The organism is Anaeromyxobacter sp. SG64 (genome assembly GCF_022690745.1).
Classification (GTDB): Bacteria; Myxococcota; Myxococcia; order Myxococcales; family Anaeromyxobacteraceae; genus Anaeromyxobacter; species Anaeromyxobacter soli.
The window spans coordinates 1-11,481 of sequence record NZ_JALCZB010000121.1; the positions used below are offsets into that span (position 1 = coordinate 1).

The 11,481-nt window shown below is 74.9% G+C and carries 10 protein-coding genes and 1 pseudogene; 7 read left to right on the forward strand and 4 right to left on the reverse strand.

What is annotated here, in order from left to right; genetic code table 11:
* A pseudogene (locus MNZ29_RS21805) lies at positions 1-1,156 on the forward strand (type VI secretion system protein); the annotation flags it as partial.
* 43 nt (positions 1,157-1,199) lie between these two features.
* Here the strand turns inward: MNZ29_RS21805 and MNZ29_RS21810 are convergent.
* Positions 1,200-1,745 (reverse strand): Fur family transcriptional regulator, encoded by a 546-nt coding sequence (locus tag MNZ29_RS21810; RefSeq protein WP_242356708.1) that lies wholly within the window; start codon positions 1,743-1,745, stop codon positions 1,200-1,202.
* Between the two features lie 139 nt (positions 1,746-1,884).
* Here MNZ29_RS21810 and dacB point away from each other — a divergent pair, with 139 nt between their 5' ends.
* Positions 1,885-4,065, forward strand: coding sequence for a D-alanyl-D-alanine carboxypeptidase/D-alanyl-D-alanine-endopeptidase (gene dacB / locus MNZ29_RS21815; RefSeq protein ID WP_242356710.1), 2,181 nt, complete (start codon positions 1,885-1,887; stop codon positions 4,063-4,065).
* 204 nt (positions 4,066-4,269) lie between these two features.
* On the forward strand, positions 4,270-4,749 hold the full coding sequence (locus MNZ29_RS21820) for a single-stranded DNA-binding protein (protein ID WP_242341103.1): 480 nt from the start codon (positions 4,270-4,272) through the stop codon (positions 4,747-4,749).
* A 119-nt stretch (positions 4,750-4,868) separates the two neighbouring features.
* On the opposite strand, the gene MNZ29_RS21825 is transcribed toward MNZ29_RS21820, so the two are convergent.
* A complete protein-coding gene (locus MNZ29_RS21825) occupies positions 4,869-5,492 on the reverse strand; it encodes a hypothetical protein (protein ID WP_242341102.1) in 624 nt (207 codons plus the stop codon).
* Positions 5,493-5,756: 264 nt separating this feature from the next.
* Between MNZ29_RS21825 and MNZ29_RS21830 the strand changes: the two genes are divergently transcribed.
* Together MNZ29_RS21830 and MNZ29_RS21835 are read left to right on the forward strand one after the other, a co-directional pair.
* Positions 5,757-6,263, forward strand: a complete 507-nt coding sequence (locus MNZ29_RS21830; protein ID WP_242341101.1) for a hypothetical protein — start codon at positions 5,757-5,759, stop codon at positions 6,261-6,263.
* Between the two features lie 30 nt (positions 6,264-6,293).
* Positions 6,294-6,851 (forward strand): cysteine hydrolase family protein, encoded by a 558-nt coding sequence (locus MNZ29_RS21835; protein WP_242356712.1) that lies wholly within the window; start codon positions 6,294-6,296, stop codon positions 6,849-6,851.
* Between the two features lie 34 nt (positions 6,852-6,885).
* Here the strand turns inward: MNZ29_RS21835 and MNZ29_RS21840 are convergent, their stop codons facing one another.
* On the reverse strand, positions 6,886-7,917 hold the full coding sequence (locus MNZ29_RS21840) for an ornithine cyclodeaminase family protein (protein ID WP_242341099.1): 1,032 nt from the start codon (positions 7,915-7,917) through the stop codon (positions 6,886-6,888).
* A gap of 262 nt (positions 7,918-8,179) precedes the next feature.
* Between MNZ29_RS21840 and MNZ29_RS21845 the strand changes: the two genes are divergently transcribed.
* Complete coding sequence (locus MNZ29_RS21845) at positions 8,180-9,628, forward strand: tetratricopeptide repeat protein (protein WP_242341098.1); 1,449 nt, start codon at positions 8,180-8,182, stop codon at positions 9,626-9,628.
* A gap of 26 nt (positions 9,629-9,654) precedes the next feature.
* Here the strand turns inward: MNZ29_RS21845 and MNZ29_RS21850 are convergent, their stop codons facing one another.
* Positions 9,655-10,056, reverse strand: coding sequence for an SRPBCC family protein (locus MNZ29_RS21850; protein ID WP_242341097.1), 402 nt, complete (start codon positions 10,054-10,056; stop codon positions 9,655-9,657).
* Positions 10,057-10,392: 336 nt separating this feature from the next.
* On the opposite strand from MNZ29_RS21850, the gene MNZ29_RS21855 reads away from it, so the two are divergent.
* The coding region (locus tag MNZ29_RS21855) for a tetratricopeptide repeat protein (RefSeq protein ID WP_242356714.1) at positions 10,393-11,481 on the forward strand (1,089 nt) is incomplete at its 3' end.

The window sequence follows — 11,481 nt, forward strand, 5'->3', positions numbered from 1 at the left end:
CGCCGCCGTGGCGCTCCGGCGCGCGCCGGTCGCCGCGCTCGTGTGGCCGCGCGCGCTCGACACCTCCCGCTCGGCCGCGCCGCTCCTCGCGGACGCCCGCACCCGGGGCGGCTTCGTCCTCCGGCTGCGCTCGCGCGCCGCCGGGAGCTTCGCCGCGTCGGTGGACACGCTCCTGTCCGTCTGGTCCGAGGGCGCCGGCGACGCGCGGCCCGCGGAGGCGACGGTACCGCTCGCGGCGCTCGCCCCCGCGGAGCTCGCGGCGCTCGCGCGGGGGAGCTCCTCGCCGCGGCTCCGGCTGGCACCGCGGACGCGGGCGGCGCCCGCGGGCGCGCGCACGCTCGCCGACGTGTGCGACGTCCGCTTCGGCACGAAGTCCGGCTGCAACGCGTTCTTCCAGCTCAGGCCGCTCGGCGGCGGCCGGTTCGAGTCGCCGCTCCTCGGCGAGGTGGCGCTCGCGCCCTCGGACGTGGTCCCGCTCCTCGCGTCGCTCAAGGAGGCGCGCGCGCCGGAGCGCGCCGAGCCGGGCCGGGTGCTCTTCCGGCCGCTCGAGCCGTCCCGCGCGGCGCGCGCGTACCTGCGGCGCGGTGAGGCCGCGGGCGTCCACCTCCGCCCGACCTGCGCCGGGCGCGCCCCCTGGTGGCGGCTCGTGCCGGGCCGCGGACCCGCGCCCGTGCTCTACCCCGCCAAGGTGGCCGCGCGCGCGTTCGCGTTCCTGAACGCGGAGGGGCTGTGGGAGGACAAGAAGTGGCACGCGCTCTTCCCGCGCGAGCTCCCGCCCTGGCAGGTGGCGCTCGTCCTCGGCGCGACGCCGGTGCGGCTCGCGATCGACGCGGGCGCGCGGCAGCTCACCGGCGCGCAGGCCATCGCCGACGTCGACTGCCGCGTCCTCGCCGCGGCCCCCTTCCCCGCGCCGGCGGCGCTCGCGGCGGTCGAGGCGGAGCTCGCGTCGGTCCGCGCGGCGCTCGCCGTGGCGCCGGTCACGACCGACGTGCGGGTCATGCTCGCGCGGCCGGCGCAGCGGGAGCTCGACGCGATCGTGGGGCGGGCCCTCGGGCTCGAGCGGCCGGCGGTCGAGCGCGCCCGGCGCGAGCTCGCCCTGCGCGTGGAGCGGCGGCTCGCGCACGCGGAGGCGACCCGCAGGGTCATCGGCGCGTGAGCGCGCGAGGGGCCTCGACGCGCGGCCGGCTGCGGACGAGCGTTCAGCGCCCGGCGGGTCCGCCCTCGGCGGGCCCGCTCGCGGCGGGGATCTCGTCGCCCTCGGGCGCGCGCGCGACGGACTCCCGCGCGACGCACTCGGAGCAGGTGCCGATGAGCTCGTGGTGGTGGCTCTCGAGCCGGAACCCGTAGCGCGTCGCCACCTCCCGCTGGAGGATCTCGAAGGCCTCGAACTCGAACTCGACCACCTTGCCGCACCGCCCGCAGCGCAGGTGGTCGTGGTGGTGGCGGCCGAAGGTCGTCTCGTAGCTGCGCGTCTCCCCGGCGAGGATGGCGGGCTCCAGGATGCCCGCCTCCGCGAGGAGCGGGAGCGTGCGGTAGACCGTCGCCTTCGAGCCGCGGATGCCGCGCTGCTTCAGGTCGGCGATGAGCTCGTCGATCGGGTAGTGCCCCTCGCGCGCGAGCGCGGCCTCGACGATGGCGGCGCGGGCCTCCGTGAGGCGGAGGTCCTTCCCCGCGAGAAATCGCTCGAACCGGTCCAGCGCGTCCTGGACCCGTGCGTCCACGCCCTCCGTGCGACCCGGTCTCACGGCCCGTACGCTAGCGAGCGACCGACTCTCGTGTCAACGCACGTCCCCGGAAATGCCGGCGCCCTGCCGGGCGTTCTCCCCGCGCCTGGCGCCCCGCACGCTGTCCATGCGTCCGCCCTTCCGGTAAGAGAGAGCCTCCGTGACTGCCATCGTCAGGGCCGCCGCCGCGACCCTCGCCGTCCTCCTCTCCGCTCCCTCCGCCGCAGAGCCCCCTTCGCAGCGCGACCTCCAGGCCGCGCTCGACAGCATCGTCCAGGGCAGCGCCCTCGCCGGGGCCCGCGCGGGCGTGCTCGTCGCCGACGTGACATCGGGTGACGTGCTCTACGCCCGCGAGGCGGACGTGCTCCTCAACCCCGCCTCGAACGTGAAGCTCGTCACCTCCGCCGCCGCGCTCGCGCGGCTCGGGCCGGGCTACCGCTTCGCGACCGAGTTCCTGGTGGACGCCCCCTCCGCTCGCTCGCCGCAGGTGCGCACCCTCTACGTCCGCGGCCGCGGGGACCCCACGCTCGTCACCGAGCGGCTCTGGGCGATCGCGGGCGAGCTCGCGCACCTCGGCATCCGCAGGGTCGGCGACGTCGTGCTCGACGACGGCTGGTTCGACGCCGAGCGGTACGGCCCTGGCTACGACCAGGAGGAAGGGGACCGGTCCTACCTCGCGCCCACCGGCGCGCTCTCGCTCAACTGGAACGCCGTCGCGGTCTACGTCGGTCCGGGCGCCGGCCGAGGCCAGAAGGGCCGCGTGGAGCTCGAGCCGCAGAGCCCGTTCTTCGAGGTGGTGAACCGCACCCGGACCGTCGGGCCCCGCGGCCGGCGCCACGTGACCGTCGAGTCCTCGCTCGCCGGCGGCAGGCAGCGGATCGTGATCTCCGGGCCCGTGCCCGCCGGCAGCCGCGTGCAGCCGGTGTGGCGGAGGGTGGACGATCCGCCGCGCTACCTCGGCCACACGCTGGCGCGGCTGCTCGAGCTGCGCGGCGTGAAGGTCATGGGCGCCATCCACACCGGCGCGGTGCCGCGCGGCGCGAAGCTCGTCCACGTCGCCACCTCGGACACGCTCGCGGAGATCGTCCGCCGGCTCAACAAGAACTCGAACAACTTCGTCGCCGAGCAGCTCGTCAAGACGCTCGGCGCGGAGGCGAAGGGCGCGCCGGGCTCCTGGCCGAAGGGGATCGAGGCGGTGGGGGAGTTCCTCGCCACGCTCGGCGTCCCGCGCGGCGCCTACGTGATGAAGAACGGCTCCGGCCTGAACGACACGAACCGCTTCAGCGCCAGGCAGCTCGTGACCCTGCTCCGCGCGATGTGGGCGCGCTTCCCGCTCCAGGCGGAGTACGTGACGTCGCTGCCCGTCGCGGGCCGCGACGGGACGATCCGCTGGCGCATGGACGGCACCGCCGCGGACGGCCACCTCCGCGCGAAGACCGGCACGCTCGAGAACGTGACGAGCCTCTCCGGCTACGTCGAGACCGCCGGGCGGCGGACGCTCGCCTTCGCCGTCATCGTGAACGACTACCCCGGCCGCCACGCGGGCGTCGTCCGCGCGGTGGACGCGCTCGGCACCGCCATCGCCGCGAGCGGCGGGACGCGCGAGGGGCTCGAGGCCGCGGTGGCGCTCGCGAACGCGCCGGAGGGGACCGCCGTCCCGGTGGCGACGCCCGCCGATCTCGCCGTCGCGGTCCGCACCTACTACGGCCTCGGACGCGCCGCCGACCCGCGCAACGTCTCGTTCCTCCGCACCGCGCTGCGCACCGAGAGCGACCCCGCCCTCCGGCTCGCGGTCGCCGAGAGCATCTACCTCTCCGAGCCGGACGGCGAGACGGCCCGGCGCGCCTTCCTCGACGCCGCGACCTCGGACCCCCAGGCGCTCGGGCGGCTCCTCGCCGCGCTCGGGCCCGACGAGCCCGTGCCGGTGCTCCCGTCGCTCGGGGATCTCGCCGCCGAGGGCGAGGCCGACGCGCTCGCGCGGCTCCTCGAGCTCGCGCCGGCGGCGGTGAGCGACGCCCGGCTCGGGGCCGCGCTCGCCGAGGTCATGGGGGCCGTGGCGTCGAGCGCGCCCGAGGAGATCCTCACGGCGCTGCGGGCCGCCCCCGCGCCGCTCCAGGAGGCGACGATCTCGGTCCTCGCGCGCGGGCTCGCCGCCGCAGAGGAAGGGGAGCGGCCGTTCCGCGAGGCGCTGCGCGCGGCGGGCGAGAAGCCGGGGGACGCGGGCGCGTTCGCGCGGGCGCTGGAGCCGCGCCTCGAGGCGGCGCTCCAGGCCGGCGCCGCCGTCCGCGCGGCGCCCGCCCTCCTGCCCGCCTCCACGGCCCCGGCCACGCCGCGAAGGTGAGGCCGCAGGCCCGCGCGCCGATCCCGGGGGCGACGTCAGAGCGCCCTGCTAGACCTACCTGCACGGCGTGCGACGCACGGTGCGCGGCCCGCCGAGTTCGACGAAGCCGGCCCACGAGCCGGCCTCACGACGCCGGCGGACATACCGCCGATTTCAGACGCCGGCGGACAAGCCGTCGGCCACGCGGAAAAGGAGAGCGGCGCCATGGTGAACAGGGTAATCCTCGTCGGGAATCTCGGGAAGGATCCCGAGGTCCGGTACACGTCCGGCGGCCAGGCGGTCGCGAACCTCCGCATCGCCACCTCCCGCTCCTGGACCGACAAGCAGTCCGGCCAGAAGAAGGAGGAGACGGAGTGGCACGACGTCGAGGTCTGGGGGAAGCAGGCCGAGCAGTGCGGTGAGTACCTGGCGAAGGGCCGCCAGGTCTACGTCGAGGGCCGCCTCAAGACCGACAAGTGGCAGGACAAGGCGTCCGGCCAGGAGCGCTACAAGGTGAAGGTCGTCGCCGAGACGGTCCGCTTCCTCGGCGGCGGCGCCGGCGGCGGCCGCGGCGGCGGGACGGGCGGCGGCGCGCGCGGCGGCGGTCACGGTCCCGACGAGCTCACGCCTCCCGGCGGCTTCGAGGACGACGGCGGCCACGGCGGCGGTGGCGGCGGCGGCGGGCCGGACGACATTCCGTTCTAGTCCGAACCCGAGCGAGAACGCTCGAGGAGACGGCGGAGACCTCAGGGTCTTCGCCGTTTTCGCTTCAGGGGTCCCGTCGCGCAGGTGGACACGAATCCCGGGGCGCGCGCCGCCCCCCGCTACGGGTCCTTGAGGAGGGTCTCTCCCTTCACGAACCAGGAGACCCCGAACGCCCAGAGCGCGAGGGACTCCAGCCAGAACACGGGCTTCAGCTGCTGGACGGGAGTCTCGTCGAGCGCGAGCTTGTACAGGCCGATGAGGCCGATGCACGCGAGCATCACCACGCCGCACGCGCGATAGACGGCGTTGCGCGCCCGCTTCATGCGGGTCGGCGTGCCGCTCGTCTTCGTGAACAGGAAGAGCGAGAAGTAGGCGAGCACGAGGAAGAGCAGGCTGGCCGAGGCGAAGTGGGCGACCTGCTCGAGGCGCGTCCCCGTGTTCGGGAAGAGGGCGGTGCCGATCGCGAAGACGCAGGCGAGGTCGCCCGCGACGTCGTCCCGCTTCTCGTACCCACGATAGGTGAAGAGGAACCAGGCGATGGTGAAGAGCGTGCCGACGAAGACGTCCCGCGTCCGCAGGCCGTAGTAGTCGCTGATCGAGGGCAGGACGCGGAAGACCCCGAGGATCGAGAAGCCCCAGAGCGCGATCACGACGGGGAGGGACACGCCCAGCACGCCAACGACCCGGCGCAGGGTCAGGTACGAGACGATGACGGGCTGATGCGGGTCGGGAGCCGGGGCCATCGGTGAGACGATTGTGGCTGAACGCTCGGTCGCAGTCACCCGTGCCATCCGGGCTTCCCCTTCACCGGAGGTCAGCGCTCTTCGAAGCAAACGTCCCGCAACGGAGGTCTTGCGCCCTCCGGGCGCACGCCGATGAGTGCCGCCCCTGACGCGCACCGCGCTCGTGGTGATCGACGCGCAGAAGCATGTTCGCTGTCCGCGGGAGCCTGAGCGCGGAGTAGACTGCGGGTCGAGTATTCGACTCATCGCGGAGGGGGGAAGCGCATGGCGCAGCAGAGTCCTCGTGTCGTCGCGACCCTCATCTGGGCGGCGCTTCTCGCGGGCCCGACGGTGTTTCTCGGCGTCGCGCTCTTCCTCGTCGTGTCGCTACGCGGTGGGGCCGGGCTCGGTGCACCGCTCGCCGAGCCGGCGCTGATCGGGGGCTCGCTCGTCCTCTCCGTGGTCACCGTGGCTCTGTCGTGGCTCTGGGCCGTCCGGATGAGGATCGCGCGGCCTGCGCAAGGCGCCGTCGCCCAGCGGGGCGCGGCCGCCGCCTTTCCGCCGGGACCCGAGGCGGACGCGGTCGCGCGGCTCGTCGTGGCGTGCGCCCTCTGCGAGGGCGGTGCACTCGCCGCGGTCATCGTGTTCCTGCTGACCGGGAACACGCTCGCGCTCGCGCCGTATGCGCTCTCCTGGCTCGCCCTCGCGGCGCACTTCCCCGGAGACCGCCACTGGGCTCAGCTCAGCGGCCTGCCCGCCGGCGCGGCGCGGAGCCCGATGATCCGCGGCTGAGCCGCGGCAGGGCGAGTGAGGAGCCAGTCGATGACGTGCACCGCACTCCTGGTGATCGACGTGCAGAAGGGGATCTTCACCGGCAAGCGGCCCTCGCCGCGCTGGCCGGAGATCCTGGAGCGCATCGGCGCGCTCGCCGCGCGCGCCGCCGCGGCCGGCCTCCCGGTCATCTACGTGCAGCACGACGGCGGGCCGGGTCACCGGCTGGAGGTGGGCAGCGAGGGCTGGCAGCTCGACCCGGTGCTGGCTCGCACGCCCCCGTCGGCGGTGTGCCGCAAGACCGCCTGCGACGCGTTCTTCGGGACGGCCCTGCAGGCGGAGCTCGATCGCCGCGGGGTGAAGCGGCTCCTCGTCGCCGGCTGCATGAGCCAGTTCTGCGTCGACACCACCTGCCGTCGCGCCGTGTCGCTGGGCTATGACGTGGTCCTGGTCGGCGACGCCCACGCCACCGCGGACAGCGGCGCCCTCAGCGCGGACCAGATCATCGCCCACCTCAACGACACGCTCGACGGGTTCGACGCCGGCAGCGCCGCGGTGACGGTGAGGTCCGCGGCGGGGCTGCCGCTGGAGGGCTGGGCCGGCGAGTAGAGCCCCCGAGAAAGACCGCTGCGAGATCTCTCGCTCACGCCGGGCCGCGGGCGTCCGCAGAGACGCGCAGCCCACCGAGCTCGACCCGGACGCCGCGCCCCGTCGCGCGCGCCCTGGCGTTCACGTGCTCGGCCGCCGCGAGGTCCTCGATCGCGAGCCCCAGCGACTTGAACACCGTGATCTCGCCGGCAGAGGTCCGGCCGGGGACGCGCCCGAGGAGCACGTCGCCCAGCTCGCCACGCAGGTGATCGGGCGTGATGGCCCGCTCCGCGAGCGGGATGAGGTACTCGCCGGCCTCGTGCTGGGCCGACTCGCGGCGATCCACGAAGAGGCGCGCGCGCCGCACCGCCTCGGTGTCCAGCTCGCGCGCGGTCGGGAGCGCGGTCCCGACCGCGTTCACGTGCACGCCCGGAGAGAGCCAAGCGCCCGCGAGGACGGGCGTCCGCGAGGAGGTGACGGTGCACACGAGGTCGGCGCCCGCCACGGCCTCGCGCGCGTCCGGCACCGGCTCGATGGCGAGCCCGTGCCGGGCGCCCTCGCGTGTCGCGAAGCGGCGGGCGTGCTCGACGTCGCGGCTCCAGACGCGCACCCGCCGCAGGCGCCGCACGAGCTTCATCGCCTCCAGATGGCTGGAGGCCTGCACTCCGGACCCGAGGAGCGCGAGATCGCCGGCGTCCGGCCGCGCGAGCACGCGGGTCGCCACCGCGCTCACCGCTGCGGTGCGGATGGCGGTGACCGCGCTGCCGTCCAGGATCGCGCGCAGGCTGCCGTGGCGCGCCTCGAAGAGGAGCACCGCGCCTTGGTGCGAGTCGAACGCGGTGCCCTCGTTCTCCTGCATCACGGCGACGACCTTCAGCCCGAACGCGCCCGCGGCATGGTGAAGACCGGGCATGACCGCGAGCAGCCCGCGGCCGTCAGGGAAGGCCAGCATCGACCGCACGGGCACATGCGCCTCACCTCGCGACAGCGCGCCGAGTGCCTCGGCCATGACCTCGATGCACTCCTGCATCGGCAGGAGCGCCGTCACGTCCTGCTGCGACAGGATCAGGACCTCGTGAGGATCCACCTCGAACCTCCGGGGGCGAGAGGCTCTCCACGTGCGAGTCCTTAGCGCGCCGCGGCCCCGGCGCACGCGTCTCGTCGGCGGGGATGCGCGCCGTGTACGCGCTCGACCTGAGGCAATACAGCGGCCGCCCTGGATCTCGCGGGCGGTTGCCGGCGAGCGACGTAGTAACATCCGGCCGAGCCAACGGTCGGCGCGGCCTCCGATCCCCCATGAGTCCAGGTCCGAAGAGCCGGCGAAACGCCTCCCACTGACGAACACCGCGTTGACGAGCCGCCACGCCGAGCCGCTGCTGGATCACGCCGACGCCCTCCTCTCCGTCGGGCGCCACGCCGAGGCGGAGCGCCTCGCACGCGACGCGCTCGGGGCGGCGCCGGAGAGCGAACGCGGTCACGGGCTGCTGGCCCGTGCACTCGGTGGCCAGGGCCGATTCGATGAGGGCGTGGCGGCCGTCGAGGCCGGTCTCTCGCTCCATCCGACGTCGGAGTGGCTCCATCGGGTTCGCGCGCTCGCGCTCTGGCAGGCAGGGCGCCACGAGGCCGCGCTCGCGGCAGCTGGCGCGGCCCTTCGGCTCGACCCTCGATCGCCCGGGGGGCACCACGTACGTTCCATGGCGCTCCTTGCGCTGCGACGGATCCGGGAGGCGCGAGCCGCTGCGGAGGAGGCGGTGATGCTCGCTCCGGAGGTGCACGAGTACCGTGCCCACCTGGGCGACACCTGGTTGAAGGAGTCCCCCGCGACGGCGGAGGCACACTACCGGGCGAGCCTGACCCTCGACCCCGAGCGGCCGCTCACGCTCAACAACCTCGGCGTGGCGCTGATGAAGCTCCGCCGGCTCGACGACGCGGCCCGGGCTTTCAAGGCGGCGCTGGCCATCGACCCGGGCCTGCGGCAGGCGAAGCTGAACGCGTTCGCCGTCTCCAACCCGGTCATGCGATCACGCTGGGTCGCCTGGCTCGGGCTCGCGGTCGGCCTGGGGGTTGCCGGACTCACCTGGCATCGCCTCCACTCGAACAGCGAGGCCAGCTGGACGCTCTGGGGCGCGGTGGGACTCGCGGCGACTTACCTCGTCGCGATGAGCTGGGTCGTGCGCTCGGGGTTGCGGCGACTGGCCGTCGTCGACCCCGAGACTCACGCGCTTCGCGGTCGAGTCGCGGCCGACCTGCATGCGGACCGGATCGCTGGCGGACCGTGGACTCGCCGCCTCGGCGCCGGCCTCGCAGTGTTCGGGGCGCTGACGCTGGCGGCCAGCCTGGTGCTCGAGGTCATGGTGGTGCGGCAGTGGCTCGCCTTCCCTTCGGAACCGCGGCGCACCTCGCTCGAGGAGGCGCGCCCGGGAGAGTGGGTGGCGCTTCGCGATGCCACGCTCGTCTGCGACTCCCGCCGGGAGGTTCGTGCCGGCACCTTCTATGCGGGCCTGAGCACCGGCGGGCGGCCGTTCCTGGCGAGCTTCGCCGACCCGGTGGACTGCTCGGCCGCGCAGGCCGGTCTGCGCGGCGTTCTCATCGAGCTGGTGCCGCGGCTCGCGGCGACGCTGGACGACGCCGGCTTCCCGGTTCCAGCGGGCGATCCGCCGAGGCTCTGCACCGAATGCGGCCCCTCCGAGAGCCGGCTGTTCGTGGTCGTGCTGCTCGGCTTCGCGGCGATCGCCGCCTTCCTCCTGCGAGAGGGGCTGAAGCAGTGGCGCCGCGGGCGGGCCGCAAGCAGCGCGTGAGCGATCATCAGCGTCGATTCCGGAGCTCACTGCTCGAGCAGCCGCTTCAGGGCGTTCAGGTCCCGCTCCTCCCACCGCGCGTCCTCCGCGAGCCTCTCGTCGGACATGCCCTCCTGACGGAGGAGCGTGAAGACGACCTCGCTCCCGTCGCCGTTCTCGACCTCTCGCATCGAGACGTGAACCCGCTCACCGGACGCCAGCACGACGTCGTGGTCCAGGACTCCGAGGTCGTTCCGCGGCGCGAACCTGACCTTCACCTTTCCCGCCGGGGCGTCCGCGATCCACTCTCCGTTCACGTGGGCGATCGTGCCCGCGAGCCCCGTGGCCCAGCGCGGCAGGTTCTCCGGGTTGGACGCGAACGCGTAGACCTCGCCCGGCGGGCGATCGATCGAGATGCTGACGTGCCGGACCTCGTGGAGGGTGCCCATCGGCGGTCCTTTCGCCGGGCTCCGCTCGCCGTAACCGCAGGAGGTGAGCCCCGCCAGCGAAACGGGGCGCGCCAAAGGACGAGCCGCGGCGCCGTCCGCGCGGGTTCCGCTCCTCGCCGGACCCCAACGTCGCGTCCGCGAGAGCGAGCGCTCCGCCGCGAACGATCGCCGCGCCCCGCTCTGCAAGCGCCTCTGGCGGGCACTCCCGCCCACACACGCACGTGAACGGAGCGTGGCGGGGTGCCGCCCCCACCTCCGCCGACCTCCCCGGCCGGCGGGTTGCGGACGAAGACTGTCCGCACCGACCTTGGGTTGGTAGGCTCCAGGCCCCTCCGCATGCCCCCGTCCATCGTCGAGAAATACGAGCAGATCCTCGCCGCAGATCCCCGGTCGCGCATCTTCGTCGAGCTCGCGAAGGCGCTCGTCGAGCGTGGCGAGGCGACGCGGGCGGCGGACGTCTGCCGCCGCGGCCTCGAGCACCACCCCTCGTCGATCCTCGGGCGCGTGGTCTGGGGTCGCGCGCTCCTCGAGACGGGCGAGCCGGCGGGCGCGCTCGCGCAGTTCGAGGCCGCCGTCGCGGTCGACGCGTCGAGCCCGTACGCCTTCAACCTCGTCGGCGAGGCGCTGCTCGCGAAGAAGCTCCACGCCGAGGCGCTGCCGTATCTCGAGCGCGCCCTCGAGCTCCAGCCGGCCGACACACGCGTGCGCGGCTGGGTGGAGCAGGCGCGGCGGCAGCTCGGGGTGACGCCGCCGTCGGCGCCCGCGCGCGCCGCCGCCGAGGACGATGACGAGACGACGGTCGCGCTCGGGATCTCGAGGAAGGCGCGGACCGCGACGCCGACCGCGACCGGGACGCCGACCGCGACCGCGAGCCCGACCGCGCCCGCGACCCCGAACCCGACCCCGACCTCGACCGCTACTGGTGGCGACGAGGCGGAGCCCGGCGCCGAGAGCTCGCGCCCTCCCCCGCCCGTCCTCTCGCGCGTCGCGCCCTCCGCACCGGGCCCGTCGAGCGACAGCGACGCAAGCCCCGGCACCCCGGCGGCGCCGCCCACCCCGCCCCCGCTGCGCGCCCCGCCGACGCCTCCGCCGCTCCGCGCCGATGCGGAGCGGTCCGTCCTCTACATGATCCCGGGCGAGTCCACCCGCGACGTCATCGGACCCTCCTCCGCCTCCCGGCCGAGCGCGCCGCGCGCGGCCGCGCCGGCTCCGAGCGCCGCCGAGGCCGACCGGCTCGCGCAGCAGTTCGCCGAGGAGCTGCGGCAGAAGCTCCTCGCGGAGACGCCCGTGGCGCCCGCGTCCCGGGTGCGGCTGAACCGCCGCGTCCTCGGCGCCGCGGCGCTCGTGCTCGCGATCGGCGCCGCCGCCGCCGTCTACCTCGTGGCGGACGCCCGCCGCGCCACGGCGCTCGCCGCGACCGCGGCG

What these genes read in the sequence shown, in the direction of transcription:
- MNZ29_RS21820 (WP_242341103.1), top strand. Translation starts at nt 4,270, where the DNA reads ATGGTGAACAGGGTAATCCTCGTCGGGAATCTCGGGAAGGATCCCGAG.
- MNZ29_RS21825 (WP_242341102.1), bottom strand. Translation starts at nt 5,492, where the DNA reads ATGGCCCCGGCTCCCGACCCGCATCAGCCCGTCATCGTCTCGTACCTG.
- MNZ29_RS21830 (WP_242341101.1), top strand. Translation starts at nt 5,757, where the DNA reads ATGGCGCAGCAGAGTCCTCGTGTCGTCGCGACCCTCATCTGGGCGGCG.
- MNZ29_RS21835 (WP_242356712.1), top strand. Translation starts at nt 6,294, where the DNA reads ATGACGTGCACCGCACTCCTGGTGATCGACGTGCAGAAGGGGATCTTC.
- MNZ29_RS21850 (WP_242341097.1), bottom strand. Translation starts at nt 10,056, where the DNA reads ATGGGCACCCTCCACGAGGTCCGGCACGTCAGCATCTCGATCGATCGC.